Genomic DNA, 18,015 nt, shown 5'->3' with positions numbered 1-18,015 from the left:
AACCTCACATCCGGAAGACGCCGAAGGATTCGGCGCCTCTGATCGGGGCGGTGGCAACGGCCGACAGGCACAGTCCCAGCACGGTGCGGGTATCGCGGGGGTCGATGATGCCGTCGTCGTAGAGACGACCGGACAGGAACATCGGCAGCGATTCGGCTTCGATCTGGTTCTCCACGGCCGCGCGCATCGCCTCGTCGGCGGCTTCGTCGAAGGCCTGGCCGCGTGCCTGCGCGGCCGCACGGCCCACGAGAGAGATGACCCCGGCCAGTTGGGCGCCTCCCATGACCGCAGACTTGGCGCTGGGCCACGCGAACAGGAACCGCGGATCGAAGGCACGTCCGCACATGCCGTAGTGGCCGGCGCCGTAGGACGCGCCGATGAGGATGGAGATGTGCGGCACTGTGGAGTTGGCGACCGCGTTGATCATCATCGCCCCGTGTTTGATCATGCCGCGTTCCTCGTATTCCCGTCCCACCATGTATCCGGTGGTGTTGTGCAGGAACAACAACGGCGTATCGGCACGGTTCGCGAGTTGGATGAACTGCGTCGCCTTCTGGGACTCCTCGTTGAACAGCACGCCGCGCGCGTTGGCGAGAATCCCGATCGGATAGCCGTGCACCTGTGCCCATCCGGTCACGAGCGACAACCCGTAGAGCGGTTTGAACTCGTCGAAGTCGGAATCGTCGACCACGCGGGCGATGACTTCCCGCGGATCGAAGGGCCGCCGAAGATCCTCGGGGACGATCCCGAGCAGCTCCTCGGCGTCGTACCGGGGGTCGCGTACCTCCGTCCGGGGTGCCGGGCCGGCCTTGCGGTGGTTGAGACGCCGCACGATGCTGCGACCGATGCGCACCGCGTCCTGTTCGTCGACCGCGAAGTGGTCGGCCAGACCCGAGATACGGGCGTGCATCTCGGCGCCGCCGAGTGACTCGTCGTCCGATTCCTCACCGGTGGCCATCTTCACCAGCGGCGGACCGGCGAGGAACACCTTCGACCGCTTCTCGATCATCACCACGTGGTCGGACATTCCAGGGATGTACGCGCCTCCGGCGGTCGAATTGCCGAACACCAACGCGATCGCCGGGATACCTGCCGCCGACAACCGGGTCAGATCACGGAAGAGTCGGCCGCCGGGGATGAACACTTCCTTCTGTGTGGGCAGATCCGCGCCACCGGATTCGACGAGGGTGATCAGCGGCATCCGGTTCTGTAGAGCGATGTCGTCGGCACGCAGCGTCTTGCGCAGTGTCCACGGATTGCTGGTGCCGCCGCGGACGGTGGGGTCGTGAGCCGCGATGACACATTCGACGCCTTCGATCACACCGATGCCGGTGACGACGCTGCCTCCGACGGGAAACTCGGTGCCCCAGGCCGCGAGCGGTGAGAGCTCGAGGAACGGCGAGTCGGGGTCGAGGAGCAGTTCGATCCTCTCCCGCGCAAGCAACTTGCCGCGGTCGTGGTGTCGCCGAACGTATTTCTCTCCTCCGCCGGCAAGGGCCCTGCCGTGTTCGATGTCGAGTTCGGCCAGGCGAGCACGCATCGTCTCGGCGGCCGCGCCGTATTCGGTGGAGCCGGGATCGAGGGTCGAGATCAAGGTGCTCACGTGTGTTTCTCCAGCAGGACGGTGGGGATGTCGATGTATCGGGCTCGCAACCATTCACCGAGCCCCTTGGCCTGCGGGTCGAAGCGAGCGCGGGAGGCGACGCCGCGACCGAGGATTCCCTCGATCACGAAGTTCACCGCCCGCAGATTCGGAAGCAGATGACGCGTGACGGACAAGGGTTCGACCTCGGGAAGCAGATCCTTCAGCGTCTCGACGGTGAGAGTGTTTGCAATCCATTGCCATTCGTCGTCGGATCGGACCCACACTCCGATGTTGGCGTCACCGCCCTTGTCGCCGCTGCGGGCACCGGCGATCGTGCCGAGCGGAACGCGACGAGTATGTCCGGGCGGCAACGGCACGGGCACACTCGGGTCCGGCAACGGTTCGAGGGCCCGGGTGGTCGCCGCGGCCGGGATGTCGACGCGGGTGCCGTCGGGCAGCACTGCAATGTGCTGCACGCGGGTCGCCTCGACGTACTCGGCCGTGTAGACACCGTAGGCGGTGCCCGAGCCGGGCGGGGCGGTGACGAAGAACCCGGGATAGCCGGCAAGGGCGAACTCGACTGCCGTGGAGGTGAATGCGCGTCCGACGACGTCGGGGTCGGGATCGCGCGCAGCGCAGTGCAGCAGAGCGCTCGCGGTTTCCTCCGTGTCGGCATCGGCATGGTCGGTGCGCGCGAGGGTCCACTCGAGTTCGGCAGGTCGTCTCGGCAGGTTCGATTCCATCTGAGCTCGCACCAACTGGGCCTTCGCGTCGATGTCCAGTCCGGTCAGGACGAAGACGACCTCGTTGTAGAACCCGGCGAGCGCGTTGAGGCACACCTTCAGGGTCGGTGGGGGTGGTTCGCCCTTCACCCCGGTGATGCGGACACGATCGGGCGCTTCCTCGCTCAGCCGAGCGGTGTCGATACGCGCGGTGACGTCGGGGTTCGCGTAGCGTCCGCCCGTCACCTCGTACAGCAGTTGTGCGGTGATCGTGCCGACGGTGACGGCTCCTCCCGTGCCCGGGTGCTTGGTGATCGTCGCCGCGCCGTCGGCCTCGATCTCGGCGACGGGGAATCCGGGGCGGACGAGGTCATCGAGTTCGGTGAAGAACGCATAGTTTCCGCCGGTCGCCTGGGTGCCGCATTCGATGACGTGCCCGGCGACAACAGCACCCGCGAGTGCATCGAAGTCTTCAGGAGTCCAACCGAAGTGGGCGGCGGCGGGACCGACGATCACCGATGCGTCGGTGACACGTCCGGTCACGACGATGTCGGCTCCGGCATCGAGGCACCGCGTAATACCCCACGCACCGAGATATGCGTTCGCGGTGAGCGGGCGCGGGTCGGCGCCGAAACCGAATTCGTCGATGCGAGCGAGAAGATCGTCGCCCTCGACGTGGGCGATGCGCGGCGACAGACCGAGCCGATCTGCAACTGTGCGCAGCGCCGCGGCCAGACCCGCGGGGTTGAGACCTCCCGCGTTCGCGACGATCCGCACGCCATTGTCGAGGGCGAGCCCCATGCAGTCCTCGGCCTGCCGCAGGAAGGTCCTGGCGTACCCGAGATCCGGATTCTTCAGACGGTCGCGACCGAGGATGAGCATCGTCAGTTCGGCGAGGTAGTCGCCGGTCAGGTAGTCGAGTTCCCCGCCTTCGAGCATCTCGCGCATCGCCGACAGACGGTCGCCGTAGAAGCCGGAGCAGTTGCCGACTCGCACGACGCGGTTCACGCGATCCGCTCCCGCACCGGGCAACCTGTCCGCCGAGCTTCGAGCCGGCAGAGATCGTCGAGGGCATGACCTCCGGCGCGTAGATCGTCGAGAACCTCGGGCGACTCCACCATGTGGTCAGCGTCACATGTCGATGCTCTCGGAGCAAGCACTCATGACTGTTCTGCGCAGCATCCAGCCGTACTCCGGCGGGCCGAGAGTGGCATCACCGCTGCGTGCGGCGACGACGCCTCCCATCCGGCACATCGGACCGCCCGGCCGGCTCTGCAGCTCCTCGACTGCTCCCGAACTCGACGGCCTCTGCGTCCGCACCTCGGCCGGTCAGTGCCTGAACCACCATCTCGAGGTCGCGCAGGGTCACCTCATCTACCGACGAACGGCCTTCTTCATCTCGAACGGAACGGGCCATGACAACTCCTGACAGAAGAACCACCGACCACGCCGTCGACCGTCGCAACACGAACAGAACCACCGCCACACGAACCGGCACCGGCAAGGCACCGGGCCCGACATCATCGGCAGGCCTGCGACACCGGTGAGTCTAATCCCGCCCGGAGCAACTTTTCGCCGCGATCGGTTGCGCGCATGTAACTCGCCCGGACGACGAACGTCGAATTCGTCACGGCTCCTCGTTCACGACTCCGGTCTACCCCGCGACGGATACCGTGGATGCATACTTCATCGAGGTCAGGAGTTGCCGTGCCCAAGCTGGAGATCAAGCAGAAGGCCCAACTTACCCGCAAGCAGGCGTCCGACCGGCTGATTGCACTCGGTCGTGCCTTGGCGACGGGATCCGAGGTGGAACTGGACTCGGGCGGTGATTCCATTTCGCTCGTCGTCGCCGACCGGCTCGAATGGGAACTCGAGATCGAGGTGGACGGCGACCAGGTCGAGATCGAGGTCGAATTCAGTTGGCGGGACGCCCCATCCGACAGTCCACAAGCCGATGCGGACGAGGACGAAGACGAGGAGCCGGACGAGGAAGCGGACACCGCCGAAGGTTCGGACGAGGACCCGGATGAAGACGAGGGCGAGGTCGAGGACGAGCCACAGCAGGCCGAGCCGCGACGGAGAGCCCCGGTCAAGAAGACGGCGCGGCGTGGTCGGCCACGTAAGCGCGCCGCCGACTGATCGATGCACAGCCCCCTGCGCCGCTCCTACCTTCGCGAGCGCCTCGGGGCCGACGCCGCATTCCTTCCCGCCGTCCGACAGCGTCGGATCTTTCGGACCCCCGACCCCGTCACTGCGGTCGGTCACCCGCTCGGACCGAGCGCTTGGCACGCTCACGTACCACTACGGCCTCGCATACGCACCCCATAGGACGCATGGGGACGGACAGCACTGTGCGCGGCCCGGACTGACTCAGGTGAGTCCAGCAGGCCCCGTTTCCGGTTGCAAGACCTATCCCGCAGAAGGCTCACAACCGAAAAGTGAGGCTCACAACCCTGGTGGTCGACCCTCCGGGTTGTGAGCCTCACTTCAGCGTTGTGAGCTTCCCGCCGAACGCACTCTGCGCTCAGCGGGCGTAACGGTCGGCGAGCTCGGTTCCGATACGCGCCAGTTCTTCCCGCACCGAGACCGGATCGAGCACCTCGACCAGCGCGCCCCATCCGGCGAGATTCCGGGCGATGTCGAGCAGCGTCGGCGCGGCGATCCGCACCCGACTGTGTCCGTCGTCGAGTTCGTCGTCGACGTGGCAGTGCCGACCGAAATGGTTCCGCAGGATCGGGACGTATCGGCTTCCGATGAGAACCGTCGCCCACGTGCGCGAGCGCTTCTGCTCGACCTGGCCGACCACCTCGTCCCACGCCTGCTCGAGCGCGAAGTCGTCGGGTCGTTCTGCGGCGTCATCGGTCGGTTCGGCCCCGCTGATCCGGTCGACGCGGAAGGTGCGCTGCCCTCGCTCGGTGCCGGCGATCAGATACCAGGTGCCGTCCTTGTCGACGAGTCCCCACGGATCGACGACGCGCTCCGATCGCTCCCGCATGGCGTTCGTGTAGGTGAACCGGACCTTCCGTCGACGCACCACCGCCGTCTGCAGAAGGTCGACGATCTCGGGTCGCGGGCGGTCGAGCCCGCTCCACCCCGTCCGGTCGTTCATCACCGCACCGGCGGCCGCTTCGGCGTCGGCCCGGAAGGTCTGCGGCAGGGCGCGGACGAGCTTGCGAAGTGCGGTCTTCGCCTCCGCCGACACGGACGCCGCCGGTCCGACGAGCAGGAACAGCGCCCGGGTCTCGGTGGCCGACAGTCCGCTGAGGTCGGTCCGGGCACCGCCGACGAGCGACCACCCGCCTCCGCGTCCCGGCTGCGGATAGACGGGGATGCCTGCCGCCGACAACGCTTCGAGGTCGCGGCGCGCCGTCGCCACCGACACCTCGAGCTCCTCCGCGAGATCGGCAGCGGTCACCCGTCCCCGCTGTTGGAGGAACAACAGGGCCGCGACGAGCCGGTCTGCGCGCATGCCTCGAGTATTCCGAAAAAAGTGCTCAGTCGATGAGCACTTTGACTGCGAGAGTTGTTCCCAGAAGACCAACGAGAGGAACGACCGTCATGTTGCGAGGACTCACCACCACCAACTACATCGTCGACGACCTGCGTGCCGCCATCGACTGGTACACCGAACTGCTCGGTGTCGAGCCGTATTTCGTACGGGAGGTCGACGGAGCTCCGGCGTACGTCGAGTTCCGGATCGGCGACTTCCAGCACGAGCTCGGATTCATCGAGCGCCGGTTCGCGCCGCCGCACCGGACCGGTTCGGACACCGGCGCGACGCTCACCTACTGGGCGGTCGACGACGTCGAGGCCACCTACGAGCGGCTCCTGTCGCTCGGAGCCACCACGCACGAGGGCATCACCGAACGCGGTCCCGGGTTCGTCACCGCCTCGGTCGTCGACCCGTTCGGCAACGTGCTCGCGGTGATGTACAACCAGCACTATCTCGACATCGTCGACTCGGTGAAGGGCGCCTGAGATGCACCTCGCGACGGACGGGAGCACACCGACCCCGGCGACCGGCGACCTGCACCCGCCTCGCTACGCTCCAGCTCATGAGTGAGCCGACTTCGACCTACGCCAACGTGACGCTCGACCCGCGTGCCAACGTCTACTTCGACGGCAAGTGCGTCAGCCACAACTTCCATCTGGCGGATGGAACCCGCAAGTCGGCCGGCGTGATCCTGCCCGCGACCCTGAACTTCGGCACTGCTGCTCCCGAGGTCATGGAGCTGCACAGCGGCGCGTGCCGCGTCCGGTTGGCCGGCAGCGAGGACTGGACCTCCTACGGTGCAGGCGACTCCTTCTCGGTGCCCGGCGACTCGTCCTTCGACATCGAGGTGACCGAGGCCGTCAGCTACGTCTGCCATTACGGCTGACCACACTCCCGAGCGAACGAGAACGCTCCCACCGAGTCCTGCTCGGTGGGAGCGTTCTTCCGTTCGTGGCGACCGGGCCCTACACGCGAACCCGGCTCAGCCGGTGACCTCTGCCCGATCAGCCGAAGTGCCGGCCTGCGCCTTCCGCTGCGACGAGGCGTGGCCGACGAACATCGCCGACGCCACGATCCCGATGATCAGGACCGACGCGGGCAGGAGCATCGACTGGCTCAGCGCGGTGCTGAACTTCTCGGCGATCTGCTCCGGGAGAGCGGTTCCCATCGCGGCTCCGCCGCCTTCACCGGCCTGCACCTCACCGAGTCCCTGCGCGGCCATCAAAGACGAGATCAAGGCACCGATCGCAGCGCTGCCCAGCACCGAACCGACCTGACGGGTGGTGTTGTAGATGCCGGCACCAGCACCCGCCTGGTGAATGGGCAGGTTGTGCGTGGCGGTGGAGGCCAGCGGTGCCCAGATGCACGAATTGGACACGCCGGCGATACCGGCGATGAGCAGGAACAGCACGATGGGGCTGTCCGGCGTCATGAGCACCGCGAACCCGAAGATCGACGCGGAGAAGAGCGTGAAGCCGACGGTGGGCAACACCCGCGGCGGCATCCGGTCGGAGAACTTGCCGACGAGCGGTGCCGTCAGACCGGTGACGATCGCCATCGGGGCGAAGATCAGGGCGGCGCGCGTGGGTGAGAATCCGCGGACCGTCTCGAGATAGAAGTACGCCGGAACCATCAGGGCGGTCATGGCTGCGCCCATCGACGAGATCGCGATGTTCGACATCGAGAAGTTCCGGTCGCGGAACAGGGCCAGCGGCACGAGGGGTTCACCCTTGTTGCGCGCCTGGTTGAAGACGAACAGCACCATCACCGCGATACCTGCGACGATCATCGTCCAGGTCCATACGTCCCAGTCGCGGCTGGAACCTTCCTGGATTCCGAAAACGAGCAGGAACAGTCCGACGCCACTGAGGATCACGCCGACGACGTCGAACTTGTGCGGTTGGGTCTCGAGGCTGGGCACCAGGCACGCCGCCAGCACGAACGCAATGATGCCGACCGGGACGTTGATGTAGAAGATCCAGTTCCAGCCCTGCCAATCGACCAGCACACCACCGACGAGGGGCCCGAGCAGCGAGGCCAGACCGGCGACCGCGCCCCACAGACCCATGGCCGCGCCGCGCTTGTCGGGCGCGAAGGTGCGGGTGATGATCGCCATCGTCTGCGGCGTCATCAGCGCCGCGCCGAGTCCCTGGACGGCGCGGGCGGCGATGAGCATCTCGATGGTGCCGGAGGTCGCGCACCACAGCGACGCTGCGGTGAACACCACCAGGCCCGCAAGGTAGATGTGCTTGGGGCCGAACCGGTCGCCGAGACGACCGGTGAACAGCAGAGGCACCGCATAGGTGAGCAGATAGGCGCTGGTCACCCAGACGACCTGATTGATGTCGGCCTGCAGGTCGGCCATGATCGCCGGGTTGGCCACCGCGACGATGGTCAAGTCCAGCAGGATCATGAAGAACCCGACCACCAGGGCCGACAGGCCCCACCACGGATTACGTTCGGTTTTCATCGATTTCGTTCCTGTTCGCACCGGTCGAGCACGACCGGCGATCTATTGGGTCAAGGTGTCCCGGTTCGGTCGATGTACTACGGCCGACCGGGACCACTACTTCCCGCACCGCTCCTCCGCAGTTCGGCGAGAGTCTCGTCCGTCAGCGCCGCACCCCAGTCGCGGCCGAGATCATGGGGCGGGTCCGGAAGTTGTAGATCGGCGGCATCGAAGCTCTGCCACGCGAGGGAGCCGTCGCGGATCTCCTCGATCAGCCCGCGAAGCCAGTCCGCTTCGTGGGCGGTCCTGTCCCGGAGAAAGTCGACGGCCACCCAGTAGCGACGCGGCACGCCGTTGTCCGCGGCCCACATGCGGATCGCGTCGAATTCGACAAGTTCTTCCTCGAGCCGGTCGATGCGCTCGCCGAGGAGAACGACGACCTCGTCGGCCGGAAGGTTGTGCGATTCGGCGAGACCGAGGGGAAAGATCGGATATTCACGGACGGGCCGTCGGATGATCTCGGCGAGGCGGGCCCGCACGGCCGCGGCGCCGGCCTCGGTGATGCTGTAAGTGGTGCGCTCGGGCCTGTTGCCTGCGCGTTCTGTGCCTTCCTGCCGGATCAGTCCGCTTTCCGCGAGGCGGGAAACAGTGTGGTACAGCGAGCTCGGCCGGAGCTTGATCAGGTTGTCCTCGCGCCGCTTGAGCAGAAGCTGGTGCATCTCGTAGGGATGCATCGGCCGTTCCTCGAGCAGCCCGAGTACCGCGACGGCCATAGGCGTCAGGACGGGGCTGCGGGGCTGATCGGACACCGGTCTCGATTTCCTTCGATCGTCGGGAGGCGTTGCGATTCTGCGACTGGTTCGCTTCGAATAGTCGGCGCCGAATATACGGCGTGGAATAGCGGACGGACAAGCAGGTCGGGTCGGTCGACATCGGCACGCTCGAGCGTCCCCGGAATCGGACCGTCCGGGTGGCAGACTCCCCTCGTGGACAGTCGCGTCGAACTCGGAGTCATCGCAGTCTTCGCCGGCCTACTCGTCGGGGCGGTGTTGTTCGTGCCGTTCGTCGCGTTGAGCTATCGACGCCGCGGCCGCCTCTCGCTCGGACGGCTGGCGCTGTTCGTCGCAGCCCTCGTCTACTTCTGGGCACTGTGGGCCTACACCCTGCTGCCACTCCCCGATCCACAGACGCTGGTGTGCGCCGGGACCAACACCGATCCGCTCGCCTTCGTCGACGACCTGTGGGGTGCGTGGTCGAACACCGGCAGTCCCACCGCATTCCTCCGCGACACGGCGGTCCTGCAACTGGCGCTGAACGTGCTGCTGTTCGTTCCGCTCGGATTCTTCGTCCGCGCGCTCGGGGGCCGCGGAATCCTCGTGGCGATCGCGGCCGGGTTCGCGACGTCGCTGTTCGTCGAACTCGCCCAACTGACCGGGATGTGGGGTGCGTACGACTGCGCGTATCGGGTGTTCGACGTCGACGATCTGCTCACCAACACGGTCGGCGCGGCGCTGGGTTCGCTGTTGGCACTTGTGGTTCCGCGCGGATTGTCGGATCCTTCCGCTGACGTCGACCCGGGAGCACCGCGCCCGGTCACCGTCCCACGCCGGTTGCTCGCGATGTTGTGCGACTGGCTCGGCTACACGTTGACGACCTTCGCCGTGGCGGTCGCGGTGCGGGCCTACCTGATCTACCTCGCCGACGATCGCGCGACCGCCGTCGAAGGTCCGGTGTCGACGATCATCGGCGGCAGCGTCACCCTCGCGGTGTGGTTGCTCGTCATCCTCACCACGGGCAGGTCTCCCGGTGATCACGTCGTGCGACTGCGGTACGTGGGAGGCTCGATGCCCGTGGCGGTCTCGCGGCTCCTGCGGTTCCTCGCCGGCATCGGCGGATACGGTCTGCTCGATCTTCTCCCCGAGGAGTGGAGCATCCTGGTCACGATCTTCGCGGGTGTCGCGGTGGTGACGGCTCTGTTCACCCGCAACGGTCGCGGTCTGCCGGGTGTGCTGAACAGGCAGGAACTCGTCGACAGTCGTGCGCTCCCGCAGCCGGCGGTGGAGGTCGATTCGACAACCCGCACGTGATCGTCACGTCCGAAAGGAGGCTCTTCGAGTAGTCCGCTACGCATGATTTCGCAGCACCCGAGCGTGAAGCTTCGTTCGAAGCACTTTTCGGCGCAGGAAAGGATCCGTCATGACCGACCTGGACTCCCCGTCGACCCGCAAGGTCTGCAGAACGATGGCTGCGCACCGCATCCCCAGGTGCGCACGGTTCTCTCCGTCGACGACGAGGTCCTCGCGTTCGAATCGGGGCAACCATGAACCTGAGATGAGGGTTTCCGGCCGATGCGACGCACCGGCCGGAACCCCTCGTTCGAGTACGGTCACGATCTGTGCAACCACACGCCGGCGCTGCCGAACCCGATGATGTCGGCGCGACCGTCACCGGTGGTGTCCGCCAGGAACCGCGGATGCTGGTCGACCCGCCACCCACCGGCGTCGTAACCGAAGTTGGTGACGATCAATCCGGGCGCGTCGAACCCGCCGTTGCCCAGTGCCCGCGACACGTAGACGCCGGCATTGCCGAATCCGACGATGTCCGCACGACCGTCCCCGGTGGTGTCCGCCAGGAACCGCGGATGCCGCTCGATCCGCCATCCTCCGGCGCTGTAGGCGAAGTTGTCGACGACGCGCGTGACCGGCCCGTACGTCCCATCGGCTCGAGCCAGAGAGACATACACACCCGCCTCGCCGAATCCGACGATGTCAGCCCGGCCGTCCCCGGTGGTGTCCGCTAGGAACCGTAGATGCCGCTCCACGCGCCAACCACCCGCGTTGTACCCGAAGTCGTCGACGACGCGCGTGACCGGTCCGAACGTCCCGTCCGCCTGCGCTCGGGACACGTACACCCCGGCATCACCGAATCCGACGATGTCCGCCCGGCCGTCACCCGTGGTGTCGGCCAGGAACCGCGGATGCCGCTCCACCCGCCATCCACCGGCAACGTAGCCGAAATCGGCGACCACCCTCGTCACCGGACCGAACGACCCATCGGCCTGCGCCCGAGACACGTACACCCCTGCATCACCGAAACCGACGATATCGGCCCGGCCGTCCCCGGTCGTATCCGCCAGGAACCGCGGATGCCGCTCGACCCGCCACCCACCGGCAACGTAGCCGAAATCGGCGACCACCCTCGTCACCGGACCGAACGACCCGTCCGTTTGCGCCCGCGAGACATACACCCCGGCGTCGCCGAACCCGACGATGTCCGCCCGGCCGTCCCCGGTCGTATCCGCCAGGAACCGCGGATGCCGGTCCACCCGCCATCCACCGGCCTGGTAGGCGAAGTCCTTGACGACGAGGCGTGGTGTCTCGAAGCGTCCGTTGGGCTGAGAGCGCGACACGTAGACACCGGCATCACCGAATCCGACGATGTCCGCCCGGCGGTTGCCCGTGGTGTCGGCGAGGAACCGCGGATGCCGATCGGTGCGCCACGATCCGGCGTTGTACCCGAAGTTGTTGACGGCGAGCTGCGGCGCCCATCCGAGGTGTCCGGGAGTGAAGCCGCAGACGGTGAACGTGTTGCCCTTCATCAGGCACGGGACGCCACCTTCGGCCGCGCAGTTCTCGCAGTTGCCGTTGGCGAGTCCGTATCGTCCGAAGGCACCGCCGCACGTGCACCTGCTGTCCGCGTACTCGTCCGGGCAGCCGAAGATGTGTCCGGTCTCGTGCGCGAACACCCGGTCGATGTTGTCCGGGCCCCAGCCGTCGTTGTTGTAGTCCATGACGACCCGTGGCGCACCCGCGTACGCGAAGTGACCGAGCGGATACTTCGTGAAGAAGGCGCAGTACGTCCAGCGGGTTCCGTAACGGCTGCGGATGTCCTCGACGTAGGCACCCACGCCGTTCCAGTCGGCACTGTAGCCCAGCGCGCCCATCGCCGGATCACGCCAGAGCGCCTCGAGGTCGGCAGCGGACGGGTCCGCCTGCACACTCAGGTTCACGTTCTGGATGTCGTACGAGAAGGAGATGCCCGCCAAGGGGTTTGCGGTGGCGAGCCATCCCAGACCGTTCTGGACCTCGGCGATCACCTTCACCACCTCGGCCTCGGTGAAGCTCAATGCCGCAGTCGGTCCCTGAACGATGACGATGCCGACCGCCACCGACCCCTCGAGATAGGAACTCGTCGGGCCCGCTTCCTGCTCGCTGTCGCTCTCTGCCACCTGGGGCGGGACGGGCACGACCGACGTGCAGTCCCCCATGTCCCACTCTCGACCGTCGCGGGGCCGGTTCTCCTTCGCCCGCCGGTAGTCGGCGGATTGCCGCAACCGTTGCGCCGCGAGGCCCAGTGTCTCGACCTCGGTGGGGTCGTCGACGAGGTCCCGCATGTCTCTGATCTCCGGGACGGATTCCTCCGCGGACTCCCCCGGAGCGGCAAGGATGGAGATCCGCCCGTAGCGGTGGATCGTTCGTTCCTGTGCCTCGTCGCTCGGATCGGCTGCGCGTACGTCGTCTGCACGTACGACGCGTTCCGTGATGTTCAGGTCGCCGGTCATGTCATGCTCCTGATGTCGAGAATGTGTGCAAACCGGTCCGGTGCGAGTCACCGGCCGGGGATGTCCGGCGGTTCGAATCCGGGAGTGTCCCAGTTCGAGCCCTCGCCGGGGCGCGTCTTCGGCGCGTGTCGGGCCACCCAGGCGTCCACGAACAACTGCTCCTCGAGCGACAGGCCGAGTGGCTCGCCGTCGGGAGCAGTGTCGTAGACGCCGAGGACTCCTGGAGTTCTTCGAATACCCTCCCTCACATCAGGATCCGCGAGGACGAGGAGCAGCCGTGGCCGGAGCAACTGGGTCACCGAGGCCATCGCCTCGATGTCGGCAACCGCCGCGTCGGCCTGCTCGGAGGCAAGGACGACCAGGTGCTCTCGCGGTGTTTCGACCATGGATGTCTCCCCGCCCTCCGAGGTGCTTCCCCGTTGCGGATTCGTCGCGTCGTGCGAGCAGGCCGTCGCCGACACCAGGACTACGACCGACAACACCGCCAGGACGACGGAGATCCTGCGCATCGGGCACCGACTCACGGTGCGGTGGCCAACCCCGCGCCTGCGTCGGTCTGTGGCAACGGCAGCACCTCGGCCCCGTCGACCAGCGTCTTCCAGAGTTCCTTCCCGGTCTTCGCTGCGCTCTGCACGATGAGCGCCGCCAATCCGGCCACGTGCGGCGTGGCCATGGACGTGCCGCTGATCGTGTTGTAGCGGTCCGGCATCGGCCACGACGAGTACACGTCGACACCGGGTGCGGCGATGTCGATCGCACCGCCCGGAACCACGGTGGCCCTGGCCGAGAACGCCGCCATCCTCAGGTCGGACGCCAGTGCCGCGACCGCCATGATCGACGGCGAGTTCGCGGGACTTCCGACGAATCCGGGGTCCGCCGGCCGACGAGCGTTGTTCCCCGCAGCAGCGATGATCAGCGTCCCGGCAGCCAGTGCGCGCTGTCCGACGGCCTCGTAGGCCATCACCGGTTGAGGAACGTTGGCGCCCAGAGACATCGAGACGACCTGGCACCCGTTGGCCAACGCCCACTCGATCCCGGCAAGGATTGTGGAGTCGGACCCACTGCCCTGATTGCTCAGCACCTTCCCGACGAAGATCGCCGCCTTCGGTGCGACGCCGTAGCCTCGCGCGTTCGGTAGATTCCTCGGTCCGCAGGACGTGCCGACACAGTGGGTGCCGTGTCCGTTCCCGTCCTGGACCGCCTGGCCTGCGACGAACGATTTGCTGATGATCGTCCGGCCCGCGAAGTCGGGATGGTTCAGGTCGAATCCGGTGTCGAGCACGGCCACCCGAACGCCGGAGCCATCGAACTGCGACGTGAGCGCACGGGTGGCCTGCAGACCCCAGGTGTGCCTGCGGCCGTCCGCCAGATGTGTCTCCATGGCCAGCGGTGCCGCCAGGGTATGGACGACATGTTCGGGTTCCACGGCCACGATCGCCGGATCCTGCCGTGCGACCTCCTCGAGCGATTCGACCTGCGACGCGTCGACCGCGGCGACAGCCACCCCGAGTCGTTCGAAGATGGTCGCGTCGGCGGATTCGAGTTCGTCGGCGGGGACCGCTTCCGGTCCCGTCTCGTCGCTGGACGCGATCGAGGTCACGCCGCTGATCGATTCGAGTGCGGCGACCCGTTCCTCGTGGGTGCTGTCCTCGGTGAAAGTGATGATCTGCCGGCCCGTGGTCTCGGCCTCGACGGGGCCGTCGGCATCGTCCGTCATCATGATGAGTTCCTCTGATCCGAAGGGTGACAAGAGATGCGGGAGGACCCCGCGGGATCAGTATGGGAACCGGCCGATACCGGCGCCTGCGTAGACGACTACCCCATTTCGACGGGACGGGTCACGCCCCCGGTGCGTACTCGTTCTCGAATTCGGTGACTCGGACCGAGCCGAGCGAGGTCGGAAACACCGAAGATCGTGTGCGGTCAGTGGTTGAGATGTTGCAGCCGTTCGTGTTCCGACAGTCCACCCCACACTCCGTGCAGTTCGCCGCTGAGCATCGCGTGGGTGCGACACTCGGCCAGCACTCGGCAGCTCGCGCAAATGCGTTTCGCGACGACCTCGCGCCGCCTGCGGATGTTCGGTGGTTCGCCCTCCGGGGCGAAGAAGAAGTACTCGTCGGAGGTCCGGCAGTTGGCATGCTGTTGCCATCCGAGTCGCGGCCGGACACGCTCGGTCAGCAGGGTCATCCGATCATCACCACCTCCAGGGTGCGGGGGCCGTGCACGCCCTCGACGCGTTCGAGTTCGATGTCCGACGTCGCGGACGGTCCACTGATCATGGTGATAGGCCGTTCCGGGACGAGCCGGGCCAGCGCTTCGGGCACTCCCACCTCGACGTCGCTCATCGCCACGACGCACACGTGCAGGTCGGGCACCAGCGTGAGCGCGCGTCGCCCCTGGTCGGGGCTGCCGTCGAGGAAGATCGTGCCCGTCTCGGCGCAGGTGACGGCCGAAGCGGTGACGACCCCGTCGAGATCACCGAGGTCGGCTGCGGGTCGGTCGGTGGAGTCGACCACCACCTCGCCACCGAATTCCGCCAGCCACGACCGATCCAGGCCCTCCGGGATCCCGACGCGGCGCACTCCGCGATCCGTGAGGATCTTCGCCAGCACGACGGGTAGATCCTCCGGCGTGCTCTGGTGCACGTGGGCCTTGTAGTCGACCAGTCGGTCGACCAGCAGCTCACGGCGTTCGGCGTCCGGCAGGGTGCGTCCGAGACGGTAGTCGCGCGGTACCTCGACCGGTGTCGGCGGTGCCAGGGTCTGCGCCGAACGGATCCGGCCGAGAATCGCGTCGCGGCTGCTCATCGCTGCTGTCCTTCCTCGCGTGCCTTCGCGAGTGCGGCACGTCCTTCGTCGGAGGCCCACCATTGCCGGAAGGTCTGTTTCGGCGGGGCCGGCATGTCGCGGGCGTCTGTCCAGCCGGCGAGCGGACCGGGCAGATTGGTGATTCTCCCCTTCTTGCCGGCGAGGACGCGGCCGAGTGCGGCGGCCTTCTGCGCGGCCGTCCAGCGTCGAGAGGACGACATGGCCAGCGACGCGGCCTTCATCGCCGCGGCCTCGGGTCCGAAGCGGGCGTGTTCGACCTTCTGGTGGCGCAGTTCCACCAGCAACGAGGGGATGTCGATCTTGACGGGGCATGCGTCGTAGCAGGCACCGCACAGGCTCGATGCGAACGGCAGGCTGGCGTTGGGGTCGTCGGGTTCGTCCATCCCGGCCAGTTGCGGGCTGAGGACGGCGCCGATCGGGCCCGGATAGGTCGAGCCGTAGGCGTGGCCTCCGGTGCGCTCGTAGACCGGGCACACGTTCAGGCAGGCCGAACACCGGATGCAGTGCAGTGCTTCACGTCCGATCTCGTCGGCGAGCGCGGCGGTGCGGCCGTTGTCCAGCAGTACGAGGTGGAATTCCTGCGGACCGTCGCCGGGGGTGACACCGGTCCACATCGACGTGTAGGGATTCATGCGCTCCCCCGTCGACGAGCGCGGCAGCAGCTGCAGGAACACCTCGAGGTCGCGGAAGGTGGGCAACAGCTTCTCGATGCCCATGACGGTGATGAGTGTCTGCGGCAGCGTCAGGCACATGCGGCCGTTGCCCTCGGATTCGACGACGGCGAGGGTGCCGGTCTCGGCGATGCCGAAGTTCGCGCCCGACACCGCCACCGGCACCGTCATGAACTTGTGTCGCAGGAACTTTCGTGCCGCGGCGGCGAGATGGCGGGGGTTGTCGTCGAGGTCGGGGTCGACGTCCGGCATCTCACGCAGGAAGATCTCGCGGATCTCGGCGCGATTGCGGTGGATGGCTGGCACGAGGATGTGCGAGGGCTTGTCGTGGCCGAGTTGGACGATGAGCTCGGCGAGGTCGGTCTCGTAGGCGGCGATCCCTTGTTCCTCGAGGTGCTCGTTGAGTCCGATCTCCTGGGTGGCCATCGATTTGACCTTGATGACCTCGTCGGATCCCGTCTTCCGGATCAGGTCGGTGACGATGGCGTTGGCCTCGGCGGCGTCTGCCGCCCAGTGCACCACGCCGCCGCGCGCTGTCACCGCCTCCTCGAGTTGGACGAGCAACTCCGGGAGGCGGTTGAGCACGTCGGTCTTGACGGCAGCTCCGGCGTCGCGCAGCTGCTCCCAGTCGGGCAGTTCCCCGGTGACGTTCAGTCGCTTGGCACGGATGGTGTGGGTGGCCTTGCCGATGTTGCGCCGCAACTGCGGGTTCGCGAGTTCCTGGCGCGCTGCGTCGGGAAACTTCTCGAGACCGCGCAGATTTCCGGATCCTCGTGGCGGGACGACGGGCATACCGAGTGCGGTCACGCGGGCACTCCCTTGGGGGCGACGGCCGGTTCCACGGAGGCGAGGATCTCGGCGAGGTGGATGGTGCGGGTGCCGGTGCGCAGGCGCGTGAGACCGCCGCCGATGTGCATCAGGCACGACGAGTCGCCGGCGCTGCAGTATTCGGCGCCGGTGGCGGCGACATTGCTCAGCTTGTCGGCGAGCATCGCAGTGGAGGTCTCGGCGTTCTTGATCGCGAAGGTGCCTCCGAATCCGCAGCACGAGTCGGCCTCGGGCAGTTCGACGAGGTCGATCTCGCGCACGGCACGCAACAGCTGGAGCGGTTTCTCCCCCACCCGCAGCATCCGCAACGAGTGGCAGGTGGGGTGATAGGTCACCCGGTGGGGGAAGTAGGCGCCGACGTCGGTGACGCCGAGGACGTCGACGAGGAATTCGGACAACTCGTACGTCTTGGCCTTGACGGTGTCGACCCGCCCGCACAACGACGCGGAACCGTAACGGGAGGCGACGATTTCGTGCTGGTGGCGAACGGATCCGACGCACGATCCGGAGGGGGCGACGACGGCGTCGATACTGGTGTCGTCGAAGGCGTCGACGTAGTTCTCGACGAGCGGCAGCGCGTCGGGTTGGTAGCCGGTGTTGACGTGCATCTGGCCGCAGCAGGTCTGACGTTCGGGGAAGACGACGTCGTGCCCGAGCCGGGTGAGGAGCAGGGCGGTGGCCGAAACGGCCTTCGGGAACATCGTGTCGCCGAGGCACGTCGCGAACAGGGCGATTCGCATGGAGATCTCCGCATCGGGGGTGTGGTCTGACCACATTGAACCACACGTTCCGGAGATGCGCCGCACATTTTCGGACAGTGACCGCAAATTCCGTCACGGGTCGACTGTGACGCGGACCATGGTGTACTTTCACGTGGT

Annotated in this window: 17 protein-coding genes; 5 read left to right on the top strand and 12 right to left on the bottom strand. The window is 66.9% G+C overall.

Annotation, left to right across the window (positions count from 1 at the left end; translation table 11 throughout):
* Positions 1-4: 4 nt before the first annotated feature.
* Complete coding sequence (locus tag U9J23_RS12240; RefSeq protein ID WP_326598030.1) at positions 5-1,603, bottom strand: acyl-CoA carboxylase subunit beta; 1,599 nt, start codon at positions 1,601-1,603, stop codon at positions 5-7.
* Positions 1,600-3,255: an acyclic terpene utilization AtuA family protein gene (locus U9J23_RS12235; RefSeq protein WP_442802290.1), complete on the bottom strand. Its 1,656-nt coding sequence runs from the start codon at positions 3,253-3,255 to the stop codon at positions 1,600-1,602. The genes U9J23_RS12240 and U9J23_RS12235 overlap by 4 nt, the downstream gene beginning before the upstream one ends.
* A gap of 214 nt (positions 3,256-3,469) precedes the next feature.
* Here U9J23_RS12235 and U9J23_RS12230 point away from each other — a divergent pair, with 214 nt between their 5' ends.
* Together U9J23_RS12230 and U9J23_RS12225 are read left to right on the top strand one after the other, a co-directional pair.
* Complete coding sequence (locus tag U9J23_RS12230; protein ID WP_143533334.1) at positions 3,470-3,736, top strand: hypothetical protein; 267 nt, start codon at positions 3,470-3,472, stop codon at positions 3,734-3,736.
* Between the two features lie 278 nt (positions 3,737-4,014).
* Complete coding sequence (locus tag U9J23_RS12225) at positions 4,015-4,446, top strand: amphi-Trp domain-containing protein (protein ID WP_059383439.1); 432 nt, start codon at positions 4,015-4,017, stop codon at positions 4,444-4,446.
* Between the two features lie 385 nt (positions 4,447-4,831).
* Here the strand turns inward: U9J23_RS12225 and U9J23_RS12220 are convergent, their stop codons facing one another.
* On the bottom strand, positions 4,832-5,776 hold the full coding sequence (locus tag U9J23_RS12220) for a helix-turn-helix transcriptional regulator (protein WP_272267401.1): 945 nt from the start codon (positions 5,774-5,776) through the stop codon (positions 4,832-4,834).
* Between the two features lie 89 nt (positions 5,777-5,865).
* On the opposite strand from U9J23_RS12220, the gene U9J23_RS12215 reads away from it, so the two are divergent.
* Together U9J23_RS12215 and ppnP are read left to right on the top strand one after the other, a co-directional pair.
* Positions 5,866-6,285 carry a VOC family protein gene (locus U9J23_RS12215; protein WP_059383441.1) on the top strand — a complete coding sequence of 140 codons (420 nt, stop codon included), beginning with the start codon at positions 5,866-5,868 and terminating at the stop codon, positions 6,283-6,285.
* 77 nt (positions 6,286-6,362) lie between these two features.
* Entirely contained in the window at positions 6,363-6,686 is a 324-nt protein-coding gene (gene ppnP / locus U9J23_RS12210; protein ID WP_059383442.1) for a pyrimidine/purine nucleoside phosphorylase, read from the top strand.
* Between the two features lie 96 nt (positions 6,687-6,782).
* On the opposite strand, the gene U9J23_RS12205 is transcribed toward ppnP, so the two are convergent.
* On the bottom strand, positions 6,783-8,270 hold the full coding sequence (locus U9J23_RS12205) for a DHA2 family efflux MFS transporter permease subunit (protein WP_059383443.1): 1,488 nt from the start codon (positions 8,268-8,270) through the stop codon (positions 6,783-6,785).
* 77 nt (positions 8,271-8,347) lie between these two features.
* Positions 8,348-9,058, bottom strand: a complete 711-nt coding sequence (locus U9J23_RS12200; protein ID WP_064059863.1) for a PadR family transcriptional regulator — start codon at positions 9,056-9,058, stop codon at positions 8,348-8,350.
* 177 nt (positions 9,059-9,235) lie between these two features.
* On the opposite strand from U9J23_RS12200, the gene U9J23_RS12195 reads away from it, so the two are divergent.
* On the top strand, positions 9,236-10,336 hold the full coding sequence (locus tag U9J23_RS12195; RefSeq protein ID WP_085468250.1) for a VanZ family protein: 1,101 nt from the start codon (positions 9,236-9,238) through the stop codon (positions 10,334-10,336).
* A 299-nt stretch (positions 10,337-10,635) separates the two neighbouring features.
* Here the strand turns inward: U9J23_RS12195 and U9J23_RS12190 are convergent, their stop codons facing one another.
* From U9J23_RS12190 to U9J23_RS12160, 7 genes are all read right to left on the bottom strand, one after another.
* The gene (locus U9J23_RS12190; protein ID WP_326602807.1) at positions 10,636-12,810 is read right to left on the bottom strand and encodes an FG-GAP repeat domain-containing protein; all 2,175 of its coding nucleotides are present in this window, start codon (positions 12,808-12,810) and stop codon (positions 10,636-10,638) included.
* A gap of 47 nt (positions 12,811-12,857) precedes the next feature.
* Positions 12,858-13,319: a hypothetical protein gene (locus tag U9J23_RS12185; protein ID WP_147414423.1), complete on the bottom strand. Its 462-nt coding sequence runs from the start codon at positions 13,317-13,319 to the stop codon at positions 12,858-12,860.
* An 11-nt stretch (positions 13,320-13,330) separates the two neighbouring features.
* Entirely contained in the window at positions 13,331-14,530 is a 1,200-nt protein-coding gene (locus tag U9J23_RS12180) for a S8 family peptidase (RefSeq protein WP_326602804.1), read from the bottom strand.
* 203 nt (positions 14,531-14,733) lie between these two features.
* On the bottom strand, positions 14,734-14,997 hold the full coding sequence (locus tag U9J23_RS12175) for a WhiB family transcriptional regulator (RefSeq protein ID WP_059383449.1): 264 nt from the start codon (positions 14,995-14,997) through the stop codon (positions 14,734-14,736).
* Positions 14,994-15,617, bottom strand: coding sequence for a LutC/YkgG family protein (locus U9J23_RS12170; protein ID WP_326602801.1), 624 nt, complete (start codon positions 15,615-15,617; stop codon positions 14,994-14,996). Before U9J23_RS12170 ends, U9J23_RS12175 begins: the two co-directional genes overlap by 4 nt.
* A complete protein-coding gene (locus U9J23_RS12165) occupies positions 15,614-17,116 on the bottom strand; it encodes a LutB/LldF family L-lactate oxidation iron-sulfur protein (protein WP_326602799.1) in 1,503 nt (500 codons plus the stop codon). Before U9J23_RS12165 ends, U9J23_RS12170 begins: the two co-directional genes overlap by 4 nt.
* Positions 17,113-17,877, bottom strand: coding sequence for a (Fe-S)-binding protein (locus tag U9J23_RS12160; RefSeq protein WP_085468316.1), 765 nt, complete (start codon positions 17,875-17,877; stop codon positions 17,113-17,115). Before U9J23_RS12160 ends, U9J23_RS12165 begins: the two co-directional genes overlap by 4 nt.
* Positions 17,878-18,015: the final 138 nt, after the last annotated feature.

The organism is Rhodococcus sp. PD04 (assembly GCF_035918275.1).
GTDB lineage: Bacteria > Actinomycetota > Actinomycetes > Mycobacteriales > Mycobacteriaceae > Rhodococcus > Rhodococcus rhodochrous.
This window is presented reverse-complemented; position numbering and strand designations above follow the sequence as displayed.